General features: G+C 44.8%; 23 protein-coding genes. 2 read left to right on the top strand and 21 right to left on the bottom strand.

Features of this window, described 5'->3' with window-relative positions:
- Window positions 1-9 precede the first annotated feature (9 nt).
- A complete protein-coding gene (locus MHI38_RS24510; RefSeq protein WP_154887013.1) occupies window positions 10-687 on the bottom strand; it encodes a class I SAM-dependent methyltransferase in 678 nt (225 codons plus the stop codon).
- A 163-nt stretch (window positions 688-850) separates the two neighbouring features.
- Here MHI38_RS24510 and MHI38_RS24505 point away from each other — a divergent pair, with 163 nt between their 5' ends.
- The gene (locus MHI38_RS24505) at window positions 851-1624 is read left to right on the top strand and encodes a sporulation protein (protein WP_090922083.1); all 774 of its coding nucleotides are present in this window, start codon (window positions 851-853) and stop codon (window positions 1622-1624) included.
- A gap of 72 nt (window positions 1625-1696) precedes the next feature.
- Here the strand turns inward: MHI38_RS24505 and MHI38_RS24500 are convergent, their stop codons facing one another.
- On the bottom strand, window positions 1697-1978 hold the full coding sequence (locus tag MHI38_RS24500) for a hypothetical protein (protein ID WP_154887015.1): 282 nt from the start codon (window positions 1976-1978) through the stop codon (window positions 1697-1699).
- A 19-nt stretch (window positions 1979-1997) separates the two neighbouring features.
- Complete coding sequence (locus tag MHI38_RS24495) at window positions 1998-2567, bottom strand: DMP19 family protein (RefSeq protein WP_154887017.1); 570 nt, start codon at window positions 2565-2567, stop codon at window positions 1998-2000.
- Window positions 2568-2746: 179 nt separating this feature from the next.
- Here MHI38_RS24495 and MHI38_RS24490 point away from each other — a divergent pair, with 179 nt between their 5' ends.
- The gene (locus MHI38_RS24490; protein ID WP_154887019.1) at window positions 2747-3904 is read left to right on the top strand and encodes a glycosyltransferase family 4 protein; all 1158 of its coding nucleotides are present in this window, start codon (window positions 2747-2749) and stop codon (window positions 3902-3904) included.
- A 6-nt stretch (window positions 3905-3910) separates the two neighbouring features.
- Here MHI38_RS24490 and MHI38_RS24485 read toward each other — a convergent pair whose 3' ends face one another.
- From MHI38_RS24485 to MHI38_RS24400, 18 genes are all read right to left on the bottom strand, one after another.
- Entirely contained in the window at window positions 3911-4573 is a 663-nt protein-coding gene (locus MHI38_RS24485) for an HAD family hydrolase (RefSeq protein ID WP_253495968.1), read from the bottom strand.
- Window positions 4574-4618: 45 nt separating this feature from the next.
- Window positions 4619-4789 (bottom strand): YHYH domain-containing protein, encoded by a 171-nt coding sequence (locus MHI38_RS24480; RefSeq protein WP_154887023.1) that lies wholly within the window; start codon window positions 4787-4789, stop codon window positions 4619-4621.
- 115 nt (window positions 4790-4904) lie between these two features.
- Entirely contained in the window at window positions 4905-5690 is a 786-nt protein-coding gene (locus MHI38_RS24475) for a Cof-type HAD-IIB family hydrolase (RefSeq protein WP_308722151.1), read from the bottom strand.
- Between the two features lie 21 nt (window positions 5691-5711).
- A complete protein-coding gene (locus MHI38_RS24470) occupies window positions 5712-6074 on the bottom strand; it encodes a DUF3139 domain-containing protein (protein WP_154887027.1) in 363 nt (120 codons plus the stop codon).
- Between the two features lie 25 nt (window positions 6075-6099).
- Window positions 6100-7686, bottom strand: coding sequence for a PH domain-containing protein (locus MHI38_RS24465; protein ID WP_308722152.1), 1587 nt, complete (start codon window positions 7684-7686; stop codon window positions 6100-6102).
- A complete protein-coding gene (locus MHI38_RS24460; protein ID WP_253495975.1) occupies window positions 7683-8213 on the bottom strand; it encodes a PH domain-containing protein in 531 nt (176 codons plus the stop codon). The genes MHI38_RS24465 and MHI38_RS24460 overlap by 4 nt, the downstream gene beginning before the upstream one ends.
- A 139-nt stretch (window positions 8214-8352) precedes the next feature.
- A complete protein-coding gene (locus MHI38_RS24455) occupies window positions 8353-8934 on the bottom strand; it encodes a GNAT family N-acetyltransferase (protein ID WP_154887032.1) in 582 nt (193 codons plus the stop codon).
- A gap of 40 nt (window positions 8935-8974) precedes the next feature.
- On the bottom strand, window positions 8975-9424 hold the full coding sequence (locus MHI38_RS24450; RefSeq protein ID WP_154887034.1) for a hypothetical protein: 450 nt from the start codon (window positions 9422-9424) through the stop codon (window positions 8975-8977).
- Complete coding sequence (locus tag MHI38_RS24445; protein ID WP_308722154.1) at window positions 9421-10089, bottom strand: zinc dependent phospholipase C family protein; 669 nt, start codon at window positions 10087-10089, stop codon at window positions 9421-9423. The genes MHI38_RS24450 and MHI38_RS24445 overlap by 4 nt, the downstream gene beginning before the upstream one ends.
- A gap of 49 nt (window positions 10090-10138) precedes the next feature.
- The gene (locus MHI38_RS24440; protein WP_221786909.1) at window positions 10139-10927 is read right to left on the bottom strand and encodes a hypothetical protein; all 789 of its coding nucleotides are present in this window, start codon (window positions 10925-10927) and stop codon (window positions 10139-10141) included.
- A gap of 98 nt (window positions 10928-11025) precedes the next feature.
- Window positions 11026-11478 (bottom strand): NUDIX hydrolase, encoded by a 453-nt coding sequence (locus tag MHI38_RS24435; RefSeq protein ID WP_154982947.1) that lies wholly within the window; start codon window positions 11476-11478, stop codon window positions 11026-11028.
- Between the two features lie 45 nt (window positions 11479-11523).
- Window positions 11524-12120, bottom strand: a complete 597-nt coding sequence (locus MHI38_RS24430) for an HD domain-containing protein (RefSeq protein WP_221786911.1) — start codon at window positions 12118-12120, stop codon at window positions 11524-11526.
- 20 nt (window positions 12121-12140) lie between these two features.
- Complete coding sequence (locus tag MHI38_RS24425; RefSeq protein ID WP_154982946.1) at window positions 12141-13022, bottom strand: GNAT family N-acetyltransferase; 882 nt, start codon at window positions 13020-13022, stop codon at window positions 12141-12143.
- Window positions 13023-13051: 29 nt separating this feature from the next.
- Complete coding sequence (locus MHI38_RS24420) at window positions 13052-13324, bottom strand: hypothetical protein (protein WP_145328782.1); 273 nt, start codon at window positions 13322-13324, stop codon at window positions 13052-13054.
- Window positions 13325-13339: 15 nt separating this feature from the next.
- Entirely contained in the window at window positions 13340-14104 is a 765-nt protein-coding gene (locus MHI38_RS24415) for an aminoglycoside adenylyltransferase domain-containing protein (protein ID WP_154887045.1), read from the bottom strand.
- A 26-nt stretch (window positions 14105-14130) separates the two neighbouring features.
- A complete protein-coding gene (locus MHI38_RS24410) occupies window positions 14131-15024 on the bottom strand; it encodes a PhzF family phenazine biosynthesis isomerase (RefSeq protein WP_154887047.1) in 894 nt (297 codons plus the stop codon).
- 18 nt (window positions 15025-15042) lie between these two features.
- Window positions 15043-15687: a Type 1 glutamine amidotransferase-like domain-containing protein gene (locus MHI38_RS24405; RefSeq protein ID WP_154887049.1), complete on the bottom strand. Its 645-nt coding sequence runs from the start codon at window positions 15685-15687 to the stop codon at window positions 15043-15045.
- A gap of 50 nt (window positions 15688-15737) precedes the next feature.
- Window positions 15738-16289 (bottom strand): GNAT family N-acetyltransferase, encoded by a 552-nt coding sequence (locus MHI38_RS24400; RefSeq protein ID WP_154887051.1) that lies wholly within the window; start codon window positions 16287-16289, stop codon window positions 15738-15740.
- Window positions 16290-16329: the final 40 nt, after the last annotated feature.

Here is a 16329-nt window from a genome sequence, read left to right as displayed (position 1 = left end):
CCCGAATCCTTACGCTTTTACAGCCTTCCATATATATTTATGCTCTCGAACGGCTATTTTCCCATCAATCGTATGTTCCTTTAATTTGGTTTGCAATTGTTCACGAAACTCAGAGCTTGTGTAATCCGGGTTACCCGGAACGTCTGCAAGGAAGAGAGCAAACTCATTTTCGTCAGGAAAAACCATAAGTGCCTCATGATATTCTTCGATCTCAATCTGCTCGTAAAGGTTACGTTCCAACCGTTCACGAACCTTGGTAACATCCGTATGTATTCCAAACAGCAGGCCTCCCTGAGGGAGAAGTCTTCCGTATTCAATAATGGATGTGGGGCCTCTACGATTATAGATCAAGCCGAATTGTTCATCCTGAAAAGGCAAATCTTCTTTTGTTGTAGCACAGATAAAATCCACATTCTGAATGACACTGGACTCCAAACTCTCCTGCGCTATTTTAATCATCTCTTCCGAGTTATCGAACCCTGTTATATGAGTAGCATGTGCCGCCATTTTAAGAGTAAAGTCACCGTGTCCACAGCCTGCATCAAGGACCGATGTATACGCAGGCAGTAACTGGATCAGCCGCTCTTCGAACATTTCTTCTGTGGACTTCCCCTCCCATATGTACTGTGCCCGAGCTCTGTATCCACCATTACGTCGTGCAATCATATCGTACCACTCCATACTCATAGACATCCTCCTATCTGGAATTTTGATCCTAAAGTAACATTCGGGCGAGACCATACAGATTCCCCTGTTCTTATAAAAATTGAAACGCATCTATTTCATCGTCCGTATTATGCTCGAAATCATAATTCCCCCATAATAATCCATGAATCTGGAGGTTGCTCACATGTCATTTTTCAAAAAAATGCTGGCCAGTGTTGGTGTAGGTGCAGCAAAAGTAAATACGGAGTTACATACAACAGAAGTTATGCCCGGAGGAACTCTTTCGGGAATAGTGTACATTGAGGGCGGAGGTGTGGAGCAGCAGGTTGATCGGATTTATCTATTAATCAAAACGCACTACATTCGGGAAAGTAATGATCGCAAAGTGAAGGAAACGGCTGTTGTAGCCAAATATCTGCTCACCGAGGGGTTCACCCTGCAGCCTGGTACAAAACTGGAAAAGAGCTTTCAATTCGATCTACCGGAAAATTTACCGATTACACTACACCGTGCGGAAGTATGGGTGGAAACGGGACTGGACATCTCTAGCGCAGTAGACCCATCAGATCGAGACCTTATTCATGTTGTGCCTTCCAGGGAGATGGAGATCGTTCTGGATGCCATGGATATGCTGGGATTCAAACTTCGTGAAGTAACTAATGATTATGCCCCAAGGCTCGGTGGCAATCTGCCGTTTGTACAGGAGTTTGAGTTTGTGCCGACCACCAAGTTTCGCGGATATTTGGATGAACTTGAAGTTCTCTTCTATCCAATGGGGAATTCCTTGGAACTGTTGATCCAGATCGACCGTCGTGCACGTGGACTTAGCGGAATGCTCTCCGAAGCCATGGGCACGGATGAGACCTATGTGCGCCTGCAACTGCACGAGAGACATCTGGAGCGTGGTGCACGTTCCGTCGCACAAGGCTTGGAAGAGATTATTTCAGAGCACCTATAGACTACGAACATGCAAAACATCAAGAGAGCAGCCCCCGGCTATGTATCCATCTGATGCCAAGGGCTACTCTCTTTATCTCTTGTTTTTTCCCACAACATAAGAACGAACAACATAGTACGCTATAGCCAAAAGGAATATACCACCAACACTTAGGGTTATCATCAAACCGCTTCCACTTGCCGCATGTCCAAAATCAACTTGCGATGCCGCACCAGACGTTTGTAATGGTGTACCTTGCGGGACATGCTGTAATGTTAAAAACATACCTTGGGCTATTTTCCAAACCACTAACAAAAGTATGAAAATAAAGCTAACGATAATGGTTTCAATCCCCACACGTTTGTTCAGACGCATTCATTTCTCCCCCTTATTCTTATAGAACGAGAAACTGCTCCAGTTGCTGCTTTAATTCATCTTTATGCTCGTCTACATACTGGTACAGCAAATCGAAAACTTCTTCATTATCCGCTTGAAAGCTTAAATGTTGACCTTCCTGCTCTACCTGCTGTAATAACTCATGGATCTGTGTCCCATGTGTCTGCAAACTTGTTGATATGTCGTGTTCGGACAGACGTTCCACGTTCTCTCTGAGTTGTTCTGGCGTGATTCCTTGTTCCTTCAAGAGTTGTTCCACCTTATGCAAAATCATCGCATCTGTCTCATTGCCACTTCGGTTTAACGCTTCGATGACCTCTCTCAGATGCAGGCCGCTGGCATTCTCCAAATAACCGGTCAATCCATTCATGGATAGTTCCGTATCCAGATCAATAATCAGCATAATATCTCGTATTACTACAGGCAGTTCTGAAACTTGTTCCCGAATCGTGGCAAATTCAGCCCGGTACATATCCATCGCAATGCTGCCCACGATTTCTTCACCTGACATCTCTTCGATGCCTGCAGGCGGCATCAACTCCGCCAGTTCTTCCTGTAACTTGTTCATCTCACTTGTCCTCCTGTATCTCTCTATATAGCGTAGTCATGATCTGCGCCGCCACGTCTCTCCATCATACCAGAATATGCTGTATAGAAAAGAAATCGCGCCAAGTTAACATGCATTTGACTCATGGAAAATAATTCGCTGTTATGATCTTGGCATCACAAGTTTAGGGAGGGGTAAGGATGCGTCTAGCCTTGTTCACAGATACTTATCTTCCAGAAACCAATGGTGTCGCAGGAACACTCCATCGTCTAAGCAACCATCTGAATCGCAGAAATATAGAACATCTGCTGTTTACATCCCAATCCATCATGGAAGGAAACGTTGAAGCTCCCGTAAGCTCCGTAATCAATATCCCCTTTTTTCTGTATCCCGAATGCAGAATCGCTTTTCCCAGCAGAGTAACCGCCTATAAACAGCTACAGGAATTTCAGCCTGATCTGCTTCATGTCGCTACACCGTTTAACATGGGGCTACTTGGCCTGAGATATGCACTCAAGTTCCAGCTTCCACACGTCCTCTCTTACCACACCCACTTTGATCGTTATCTCAATTATTACAAGCTTGGAAGTGTCATTCCACTCTACTGGAAGTACATCAAGTGGTTTCATCGCACCTGTGATACTACATTCGTTCCGTCCCAAGACACGATGTACACCTTACAGGCTCAGGGGATTCAGCGGCTCAAGCTCTGGTCTCGCGGTATTGATTGTAACCTCTATTCTCCATGCAAACGAAGCCCCAACATTCGCGAACGGTATCAGATCACCGCACCTCTCATCCTGCTCTACGTTGGACGCATCTCTCCGGAAAAAGATATAGCCACCCTGACAGCCACGATGCAGCAATTGCCCGCAGAACTACAAGCCCATGTTCACTGGATCATTGTCGGTGATGGGCCTGCCCTTCCCAAGATGCAGCAGCAAGCGCCTGCCAATGTTACGTTCACCGGATATTTGCATGGTGATGAGCTTGCATCGATGTATGCATCAGCAGATCTGTTTGTCTTTCCTTCTTGTACAGAGACCTTCGGCAATGTGGTGCTGGAAGCCATGGCCTCGGGTCTTCCCGTACTGGCTGCTAACGCCGGCGGAGTCAAAGACCTCGTCGTACATCAACACAGCGGCATACTTGTTGAGCCGGGTAACGTAGACGCATTTATAAGAGAGATTGGCTTACGAGTCGACTCTTCGGAATTGCTGAAAAAGATGGGACTTGAAGGCCGGAAACTTGCAGAACAGCGTTCCTGGGAGCAGATTTTTGACACCCTGATTGAAGATTACGAAGAGGCCACCCAGCAACGTCATAGACGGAAGATAGGTCAAATCTATACGGCATAAATTTTGCTAGAGCAGGGTTTTCAATTCTCGAAGTTGCTGGATTGTATGTAGCGGTGTTGTCTCAACTATCTCAGGCCAAGGCTGGTTTACCTTCATCCAGATCGTATTCATGCCTGCTTTGGCCGCCCCTTGTATATCATTCAGCGGATGATCCCCGATGTAGAGGCATTGCTCAGGTTCTATACCAAAATGATCAAGGGCTAATTGAAATATACGCGGATCAGGCTTTTTCACACCTGCTTCTTCCGATACAATGATGTGATCATAATCCTCACGAATGCCAAGTTGATCAATCTTTCCATATTGAATATGTGTTTGACCATTGGTGATTAAACCGATTAAATAACGGCCTTTCAAATGCTGTACCACTTCTCTTGCCTCATCCATGAGCACCGAATTTCGCACATACTCCCGGCCGTAGAATGCCATTAGTTCTTCGTGCGGAGGATGTTCTGCCCAAGGTAATTCTTCTAATAATTCGTCGAACAGCCGGGGTTTCTCCTTATAACCATCTTCGTCGAGCTCGATGATCCGCTGCTTTATATGTTCGGTCGATTCCATGTGTCCAAAATACGTGTTGATCAAACTTTGTGTGAAACCCTCAAACGTTCTTGTCCGGTTTAGAATCGTGTTGTCCAAGTCAAAAATGACAGCTTTAATGCGATCCATGAAGTTTGTTCCTCCGTTCTCCTTCAGTTAATTGAGAAGTAGAGACTACTTTTTCTTTTTATGATAATGATAGCCTGTGCACAGACCTTTTTTAATCGATTTTGCGGAGCACTTGTGTCCACCGTTTTTGTCCAATCGACCAGGATGTGCATACGCCGAAGAGGATACACCGATAAGTATAACCAGCGATAAAATGAGTATAAAACCTTTTTTCATATTAAAATTCACCTTTCTTTTGACACCCTATGCTTTAGGGCTTTCTCACTTCACTTCATTTCATTTTACATAAAAATCCACAATATGGATATCCCTTATTCCAACTAAAGTCCCTTTATATAAGCTTATAGTGCCTCAACGCATGAGTTATTCCATCCTCACTCGCTTTCAGCGTGACGCAGTCCGCACTTTGCTTAACACGCTCTCCACCGTTTCCCATAGCGACACCTACGCCCGCATAAGTTAGTAGATCTATATCGTTCTCTCCATCCCCAAAAGCCATCGTATCCTCTCTGCGTATATTTAGGTGAGTTAGAACTTTCTGAGCCGCTACAGATTTACTGACTTCACCCGCTTCTAGCACATTGCAAACGTACGGATGGAATCGTACAAATCGTAAATAAGGAAACTGTTCTTTATATCGGTTTGTCTCCTCCTCATTTGCGTATAAACACATACAGTATATTTCCTTATCGAGCGTCATGATCTGTTCCGCATATTCCATCATTCCAAGTGTCTCTCGAAGAGCAACTATCACATGATGATCCGTCCGACCAGTTCCGTTCATGCCAAAAGACTCCGTAAAGTAGGAAAGTGCATGTCCCTGAGAATCAGCAAAATGACTGAATTCCCTAACCATGGTTGAAGAAAGAATGGATTTATGAATGATTTCACCACGGCAAGTAGCCAAAGCTCCATTAGCTGAAATAACCGTATCTATGCCAAGATGCTTAAACTCTTCACATAGATGATGTGGTCTGCCTGTCACAAGGATGATATGAATTCCTTTTTGGATTAACCTGCAAATGGACTCTTCGGTACACTTGGAGAGACTGCGATCTTGTTCACTAAGCAACGTACCGTCCACATCCAAAAATACAGCTTTTATTACTTTTTTCATTAACCCTCATCCTCTTCTCCTCTACTGCTGGTCGACTGTCGGCGCAAAATGCTTCAGGTCTGATTTCGTTTTACCGCTCTTCTGCGCCTCTTCCGAAATGCGATGGCTAAACTGAATCACATCATTATGTGCAAAATATATATACTCCACATCCGGTTCATCCTTAAACTTCACTACAGCAAGGAAGGGTGGCAGTTTTACGCTCCAGACGCCTTCTACGGATTCAATCTCATCAGGAGAATAATGTTTCTGCTCCGTTAAATATGTTGTGACACGATGTGCATAGATCATTTTGTTGACTTTTACATAGATAAACGGCGTGAGAATCAATACAATGAGCGTAATGCCAATCGTCCATGATACAATCTTTTTAGTTTTACTCATTTTACTTAACGTCCCCTTGTCGTTTCTACCGGATCTGTACCTCGTTGGAACGCCTCATGTACCACATCTGGAATGTGCCAGCCACATCATCCGGTATATCGTGAACATATTGATGCATGACAGGTTTGGCGCGATTTACGGTATGGATGGAAGCCAGCCCTAACTTGCGCTGCAAGGGATGACGAGTAATCTTGATTTCAATGACCTTTTCCCGTTTGGACAGAAACAGCGTCGAAGTCAGCGCACCTGAGCGAAACTGAATGAACTGATCGTTCAGTGCATACCGCGTATGATAAAAATTGATCACCCTACACGTTGTAATCCACACGAACAACAGTAGCGAAATCATCCACCATGTCTGTTCCATGCCGAACAAAACCGGTTTGAAGTATGCTAGCACACCCGTGACGATGATCCATAACCAGTTTGGTTTAAGTAACCGTAACCATAACGCTTTCCGAGGCAGCTTCTGCATTTCCTCCGTCACATGGTAGGAAGGCAGCATTTCTTCAATGATGCGATAGGCCTCCCTCACAGGTAAAAAGGGATATAATGTGTTAACCTCCTGGCTAGCTTCACCCAAACTGCCTGCGGTTGTAAGTTCTACCTCGGCAAGACCTAGCAATCTTTTCATCAGGGACTGTGTAATCTTGACGGCCTGTACACGATCTTTCTGGATCGAGAACGACGTCTTCTCCAGCATGCCCTTTGTAATATAAATTCGCTTGTCATCGGACGTGATCTGAAAATCTCCATATTTCACAAAGGTACGCACAATTCCAAGCCCGACAGATACAAGGATCAAAAGCAGAATGACCAGGCTCGTCACCCACCATGATTCAAGCCAGGTTAACACAAGGCTTTCGGTTACGGTTTCGTCTGGGAAGAAATCCTTCACGGTTGAGTACAAGGAACCCAAGATCGGGATCAACACCAGAAAACTAAGTGAAGTAAACGAAGCTTTGAACACATCTTTGCGCGTAGAACGGTAGTGAACGACGTGTTCGAATGTGCCTTTAATTCCTGTGTCATTGTTATTGGCATTGGCGCTTGAGTCACTGCCTGCTTGTTCTTCAGTTTCGGTATACTGCTCTGCAAGTAGACTTTTCTCATCCTTTGCATCCTGCTCATCATCCATAATTCCTTCAACTGTAGCTTGGTCCTCGGATAAATGACGGGCTACCCGCTTTTCTAACTGTTCTGCTTCAGAAACCGAAACGACCTGTAGCTGAAACGTCGCATCATCACCCTTGATCCCCGTTTCGAAGCGTATAGAGGTTACTCCGAATAAACGATGAACAAAGCTCGTATGTCGGCTCACATTTTGTACTTTCGTATACGGGATCGTTCTGCGGGTTCGACTGAATGCTCCCGTGTAGATATGGAAAGCTTTTTCATCGGCTGAATAACGTGTTGTGAACCATTTCCAGACGATAGAGAACAGTGCGATTGAAATACCAATATAAAAAATCATCCGTGCATAGAAGACCCATGCCTGATCTGATCCTGCACGAAATACGAATAAAAACAGAATAAAGGCAAATGTACTTTTAAGCAGATTACCCAAACTCCACAACAAGCTGAGTGCATGATGCCGTTTCATCTCCGTCATTCATCCACCTCGTTAATCCGGGCATAATCCGCAATCTGGTTACGCAGCGCATATGCCACATCTTCTGGCAAGGCCGGTATATGATGAGATGAACCCATCGTTCCGATGGACACCGAGTATAGTCCGTATTTTCTCATCAATGGCCCCTGATTCGTTGATACGGATTGCACCTTGGCCATCGGAATGACTTGGTGCACCTTGTTCAATGCCCCATGCTTCAATTGCACAAACTCTGCGTTAACGCCATAAAACCAATATCGATACAACAACACGGGCTGCAAAAATATATCCCACACAGCATAACCTGCGGATATAACCGTGACTCCCCATAAAATCCAGCCGATCCACGGCCTCCAATCATAGACGGAGTCCAGTATAAGCAACGCTGCCAACACCACAAAGCCAATGACGTTGTAGAGGATCGCGCTAACTCTCCACAACCTTATGGCATGAGGGGAAAGCTTCTGTTGCGGCGTGCTCCATTCCTCTGTTCCAGTTGTTACTGCCATATCTGTTGTTTCTGACATGTTGTTGTTCTCTCCTCTCTCATGTCTTTTTTGGTCAATATACTTTACGATGATGCGTATGTATCGATGCAGTAAGATAAAAGAAATAAAAAAAGATGACTCCTGTTCACGTGCAGGGGGGGTCATCTTTTGTTTTCGTTTATTTTCCAGCAAAATCCTGCACTTCACACAACCATACCATATTTTCGCTTCCTTCACCCCAGTAGTCCTTCGTCACAACATACGGCTCTCCAAACTTCCGCCGCCACTTCTGCTGTGCAATTCGATAACCACTGTCCAGACAAAATTGGGTAATCCCCCGCTTCTGTAGTTCGGTGACCAATGCCGCGATAAGCGCAGAAGCAATCCCCTGGCCCTGCAGTTCAGGTAAAACATACAGTGAGCCCAGCGTTCCAACGTGATCCAGACGATGGTTGGTGCATTCCTGAACGACTTTCCCGCAAGGCCCATATGAGATCGTACCTACGACCTTATCTTCTTTTCGGGCAACAAAGAAAAAGGGACTTGTTATCGTTGGTTCAAGATCAGATTCATGTTGCAAAACAGATTGTACTATAGTCTTTTTATGTTCGATCTCTTCCAGAATTTCATCCAGAAGTGATCCGATCCCTTCCTGACGGTATGCCTCTGGAATCGTTGTCTCAAAAATATGATATGCTCCATCCACATCTGCTGCCGTCAGTGTTCCGATTGTTATCAACTTGCCTGCATCTCCATTCATCTATAAGCCTGTATTCATGTTGTTGATCTCTTCGCTCCATTTAGTCAGTACGGCGCTGAATGATTTGTCTCAGTTGATTCGCGTTCTCTAGAGGGATCGTATATCCAGTCGTCGTATCCTTTTGGTTTACAAGCAAACCTTGCGATTTAGGATCTGTACCCAGTGACAGATCATACCGAGTGACGGAACCGTCTGTGTATGTGATGTTCATCGTGTATTCAGCAGAATAATCAAGCATCCCCTGCATACGCTCGGCACTGAATATGGCTTCGGTCACGATTTGAATCTCGTCAGCGCGGTCAAATTCTACATCGCGGCACGTTTTAGAGAAGTGAGCCTGATTACAAGATAACGTGATTAACGTAGGAATCCCTTCGCTCTGTTCTAGTTCCTCAGCCTCTTTGGAGCCCACATCACTCGAATTGTTGCCACCGCACGCTGCAATGAATATGACGCTGAAGAATAGAAGCAACATTCCGATATGTCTCACCTAGCGGCCTCCCATTCAGCTAATAAGTCGTTTAAACGTGGGACTGTTTTTTGGACAAAAGCTCGTACAACCTCTTCGGTAATGTAACACGGAATAATGCCCGGCGCTTCCCCATGTAAAAAAGAAAACGTGCGATCACGCCAGCGTATGATCTCATCTGCTGTTAAACGATCTGCCATCTCGTACCCTGACGAGTTATTTAAGGCCGACCATACTTCTTCGCTCCAATTCATGGTGCGATACAGATTAAAATCAATCTGATCCGTCTCCTTGTAATATAAACGGGCCAGGTCTTCCTTGGTTCGCACGGCTCCCTCACACTGGTCTTGCTCACGAACCTGTTCCTCGAATGCGGGATACACACTTCGAAACCAGTAATAATCCGTCATCACATGCATGAAGTAACCAGTGACAAAGGAAGTCCAGCCTTCACTCTTGCGCTCGCTGATGTAATCACCATAAAACTTCTGGAGACGTCCGGTATAATTGTCTTCTTGCTCAGGATAAAAATGAGTATACTGCTTGTCGTCCCTTGTTGTGCCTTCACGCATATGAATGGCATCTGGCGCAATATTTCCGAGATAAAATGCTCCCAGGTCCAGTGGTTCAGGCAACGTATCAGCCAATCGATGGGCTACACTTAAATGCACCATAGGCAGAGGCATAGACCGATCTCCTTTTTCCATTGAAGGAATGGTTATATATAATCTCTCGTTAGCTCACCAAACCTGCCAGTCTCTCGTCCTGCATCCGGTCAAACAACTTTTCCAGATCCGTATGATACGCAGGCTGATCCTTCACCAGCAAACGGATATATTCCGATCCACACTCGTAAAATACGAGGCGGTTAAAAGGTGCTGTATCGCCATAATGATTAGGCTGCAATTCATACTTGGCTCGAATCAAATTCTCGATATACCTTGCTGCTCCTTCATTCCATTCCAGCCAGCTCCAATATTCCGCTTGCTCTTCTGTAAGAGATTGGAACAATGCCGTTCGCGCCACCTGAATTTGCTGTAAATTCTCACTTTTCAACGCAGATAGAAGAGATTCAATTCGCCCAGCAACAATCTCATCTTCGTACGGGAATTCGTAATCGATCTCCCAGGTTACACGCCTCAACTGGGTCATTTTATGTTTAATCTGCATCCGGTCAACGATTCGTTCCTCGTATTTTCCATAGACAGAACAATGCACGTATTCATGGAACAGAAAAACCTTCTGCTCTAAATCTTTGAAAACAGAAGCGGTCACAATCGCGCACATCCGATCGTTCATATGATGTACAGGCATTGCGCCGAGGCAGTCATCAGGAATATATAGGTCGTCCGGTACGGTTTTGACCCATTCGTATTGCCCGGATACAGATGAATAATCATAGATATATAACAATGATTCGTGTGCTACAACAACCGGATGGTGTTCTGCAAAAAAAGGATGCAGGCTGACCAGCTCGATCTGAAGCTCATTTAACTCGTTAATTTGCTGCAAAAATGTATCCATGTCTAACCCTCTCTCTTTGCAAAATGATACTATTATCATACTAAATCAGTATCCGTAAATCACTGAGAGAAAAATGATAATGTTGTGCGAAACTCCTCCTAGCTTTTGATATATCCCGCTTTGGACAGCACATATTTGGTGAATGGATTGATATCCGGAATCGGCTGAGTCAAGTCGAAGTACCTGAGCTCTAACCCTTCATCATCCATCACCGTTGGACTGCCCGTAATGCCGCCTGCTTCATAGATTGCCATGACATTGTATACCTCATCTCCATGTGGATAACGGTAATACATATCCTGACCCGAAAATATGGTAATCAGCTTATATGCCTCTGCTCGCAGACCAGCTTCTTCATATAGTTCACGCGCAGCAGTCTCTTCCAATGATTCACCCGGTTCAAGCGAACCGCCAATGGTACCCCAATCCAAGCTATCTGTTCGTTTCTGGAGTAGCAGGTGACCCTGCTCGTTAAACACCAGTACACATGAACCTGCCATGATCAAGGGACGTGTGCCTACCAATTTTCGTAAATCCATGATGTACCCCATGTTAGCCTCCTGAGTCCAAATGTAGTTAAAACAGCCCCCGTTTACTTAGGAACCGGATTGTTTCAATATCCCCTGATCTACCGAATCTTGTACGATTTGTTGTGTATACTTCCACAGCGTTGCTGACCCATTTGCAATTTCGGCATTACGATTTAATACCTGATCACTCGTAATGTTATATTTCTGCCATGTATCACCTTCATTCTGATGATTATGAATGATCGGCTGCAACCGATCCATGGAAGAAGCAAACCTGGCCTCCGGTGTCTCTTTGGTCTCGAACTCCATCCACAGACTTAACAGTTCTTCGGCTTGGTCTTCTGGCAACATACCAAATAATCGGTTTGCGGCTTTAAGCTCTCGTTCATGTTTATCTGTGTTTCCTTGGGTGTCATACGCAAAGGTATCACCGGCATCAATTTCAACAAGGTCATGAACAAGTAACATCTTGATTACTTTAAGCATGTCGATTTCCTTGTTAGCATGACCATGCAATATGAATGCCATCATGGCTAGATGCCAAGAATGTTCTGCATCATTCTCGAGCCGTTCGCCATGGATAATTCGTGTTCTTCGTTCAATCGTTTTCAGCTTGTCTATTTCAATCAGAAACTGGACCTGTGACTCTAGTGTCTCATCCACGCTCTTACCCCCTTCAATTACTAACGCATACACTCTGAAATGCTGTACCAATAGACCTGATAGTTAAAATCCAGAGATAAACCTGCACCTTGTGCTAAACGGATCGAACCTATGTTATCCGGAGAGCAATCCCAATAGGGACGGATGCCTCTATCGTTACATTCGTTCATATACGCTTGAGCAGCCAAGGCAGCATAATTTCGCTTACGATGACCTTCCAATGTTTCAATATCAATGGCATGTGTGTTTCCATCGACAAAAGCAGAAATACATATGCACACAATCTCTTCCTCGCGAGTAACAACATAGCCAACACCATGTTTCAAAAAAGCATCTACGTTTGTCCAGAAATGCTTGATCTTATATGTGACAAAAGAAAGATTATTCAACCTATCGTCTTTCAAAAGTACTTCGTCTATTATAATAACCTGTGTTCCCTCGACTGGTTGTATAAGCATTCTAGAGGAAGATGAGCGCTTGGCACTCTTTATTTTCTCTGTTCGCTCTATTCTTTCATCCGTTGGGTTTAGCAGATACACATGCTGTGTATCATCGTTCAGTTCACTCGGGCCAGCCATATGCTCAAGTACCGCTTCCCACCGACTATCTTCTACGCCAATCTCTACGTCAGAAATTTGTAATGATGCTAATGTGGGATAAATCTGTGTCTCCATGTACTCTCGGAGTTCACTTCGGAACACTTCATTCTGAAAATCACCAATTAGCTGATAACCGGATTGCCCCTGAACCCATACAAGCGCCGCTTGAGGATTGAGGGTATCGTCGACATAGACCCGTCCCGGGTTCATGCCTGATGCCACTGCTTTGACCTCCATATTGCGACAGGCATTGGTTAGATGTTTTATTTTGTGAAATTCAGAAGCCTCCAGCTCAGTAATCATGTACTCAATCCTTTCTTCACCTCACCGCTCTACCTTCTGCCTTGCTCGACTTTCATTTTCAGGATTTTCCACGTCCAGGCACCATACCAGATGCCAGCAGCTGGAAACAACACAAGTGCCGTCAGTAAGTTTACATAAAACTCACCATTCAGGGTTAAACTTTGCCCGCTCCATGACGTCATCACCAACGTATATAGAAAAGCCAAAGGTAGGCCCCAGCCCAAAACGCCGCGCACCAGGATATGATGCCTTTTTCCTTGCTGTAATTGTTTCTCCCATTTGATCCGTTGTGACTCTTTCATATGTCATGTTCTCCTTTAAGCCTGCATAGCTTCTTGAATTTGTTTGAGCATATATTCGGCATAATCTCTTAAACGTGTATGTTCCACATTGACCGATTCACGTTCCCCGTTGTACTTAGCCAAACATTGCGAGATAAGTTCCTGATGTTCAGGCATTGCTTCTGCCACCGCACGCTCGCCAGCCTCTCGCTTGGAGTAAATCACTGATTCCTGAATATACAACAGCACGCGCGACAAAGTTAAAACATAATAGACCGAATTGTCTACGATTTCTTCCAAGGCTGAACTTGCATCAGATGCAATGGATTGGATGACATGCTCGCGGTTCGCCGGCTGGAACAGTTCCTTAATCGGCTTGCCATACAGCACAATACCTCGATCATAGATCACCGCCATATGTGCAACCACATCCGGGTCTTCATGACCACCGCAGAGATAATCAGGATCATTTCTGTACTTCTCCCGGTGATATGCAGAATAATGAAACTCAAAAGGTGTAGGGTATTGACCACGTGTTACAGCTGACTCTAGTACAATACTAATCTCAAACCCTTTCGGAATATGCATCTCATCTTCTATACGTATCAGTTGGTCGGCGATTCTGCGGTAACTCTCAGAGGACCTTTTCTCTCTACATACAACTAAAATGTCGATATCACTCTGCAGCGGATGGAAACATCCCATCGCCATGGAGCCATGCAAGTACACGCCTGTTAACCCGTCGGTTAACTCTTCCTTTAATACTTCGATGAGCCTGCTCAATATGGCCTTTTCATTCACCTTGACTCTCTCCTTCTGTCAGAACCTCAAATGTCTATTTCCACCTTCATCTCCCGAACATAAACAGCCGTGCCCTTGATTCGGACATCCATCCCCTCTTGCTCCCGGCGTACGTTCACCTGGACCTTGCCATCTCTACTAATCTCATGGCCCTGCTCTACTGTAAAATCAACCTCATGAATCTCTGGATTCACATATGTCAAAACATAGGCCCCCATCACCCCTGATGCGGTGCCTGTGACAGGGTCTTCTGTTGTACCTGAGTATGGCGAAGAAAAATGCCTTGCATGCATGAGAGCATCATCATCGCGTGTTTCGAAGCAGAAGGGATGTAAGGATGACTTGGGATTTTCAGATAAAATGTCCGGGAACTGAGAAGAATCCGGTTTCATTTTAACAAATGCCTCTAAACGACGAATCGGAATTAATAATGTCCATGTACCTGTACTCCCGTAAACGATGGGCATGGTCATGTCCAGATCATCCGTTGTCAGATGAATTGCTTTAGCCAGTTTCTCAACATCGCCTTGAAAGGGTACAAAACGTGGCTGATCCTGCTTCATCTCCATCAACCAGGTGTCACCTTGTTGTTCAAACTGAATTGGTAATATACCTACGTTAGTTTCAATTGTAATGGCGTCTTTACCCTCTAATAAACGACGTGTCTTAAGTCCATACATCGCCACCATCGTCGCATGACCACACAGATTAATCTCGTGACCCGGAGTGAAATAACGCAACCGGACATCGGCTTTTTCAGACTTCAATACAAATACCGTCTCATTAAAACCGACAGCATGAGCAATCTGTTGCATTGTAACTTCACTCAGATGATCTGCATCAAAAACAACGCCCGCCGGGTTGCCCTTGCCTGGAATGCTTGAAAAAGCTTCATAGTGGTACACTTGGATAGCACGCATCTACTCTTCATCCTCTCTTTACAAAGCAGGAGTTGTCCCGCCGTATAATTCAAGTGATTCATTTTCAACAACAACAGCCCCACCATCCGGGCACGCATATACTTTGCTTTGATGATTTTGAGCGTATTCTCTGAATGATTGCATCATTTCTTCCGAACGATCCCAATGAGGTGCAAACTCGAAATCTACAAGAGCAAGCGCCTGTAAATCGGTCAAACCGATATGATTCTCGTCTGCATCCTCACCGTATCCAGCTATTTGAATCGTAGGTGTCATCAGGATACTGCCCGCGCTAACCCCAATCAAAATACCACCGTCACTAACATAGGAACGCAGCTGTTCAATCCTATTTCGTTGCTGTAACAAACTTAGAAAATAAAACGTATTTCCGCCAGATAAATGAATTGCGTCACATTGGAAAAGAGAGTCCAGCATGCTTTCCTCATACTCGGTATCCAGATCATAATACTGCACATCTTCCATCCCAAACTGGCGATAGAAACGCCGAGTGTGCTCGACATAAATCCGCTGTGGGTCGGAACAGGAAGGGATGTAACCGATTGAGGGCTTTTTGTGCTGAAACAAGCTTCGAATTCTCTCATTCAGTTCATCATTGCGTTCAAAATACAGATCGCTAAGCAAAATCAGTTTACGCTGTGCCATTAGATTAACCCCTCATCTTGTATTAGGACGTGTCTTAGATTACTGCTGTCTTAGTCCATTCCATGCTTCTTAAACTCGCTGTCCAAAATGGAGAAAAAACACTGGTCCGTCCACTTATTCCGCCACCATAACTCTTCCTTGAAAATGGCTTCTCTTGTCATGCCTACATGCTGCATTAAAGCCGCTGATTTTACATTCTCGGCATTACACATGCCTACGACTTTGTGTGCTTGTAACTCGTTAAATGCAAATTGCAGTAATAACCGGGTCGCCTCGCTTCCGTACCCCTGTCCTGCATATTCAGGCAGCACTGCGAAACCAAGTTCCCAGCTTTTGCGAAAATCAACGTAACTCCACATCTGAACGATGCCCACTGGTGTATCACTGGCATCATTCAAGCGACGGATAACAAAATCATACGCATACGGTGTCTCGCCCTCAACGTGGAAGTGACTGCGATACTTCTCCTTCACATCCTCTTCCTTCGTTTCCAGACTCTCCTCATAATTCCACAAGCTTGTATCACATTCCAGTTTGCATATAAAGTCCATATCCTGCTCGTTTAAGCTAGTGATCCGAATCTGTTGTCCGACGATTTCCATACTAGTATTTATATCCCCTCTCTAAAAATCACGATATATA

This window comes from Paenibacillus sp. FSL K6-1558, from assembly GCF_038002565.1.
Lineage (GTDB): Bacteria > Bacillota > Bacilli > Paenibacillales > Paenibacillaceae > Paenibacillus > Paenibacillus polysaccharolyticus.
The sequence above is the reverse complement of the archived record's forward strand: the minus strand, read 5'-3'. Positions and strand labels throughout refer to the sequence as shown.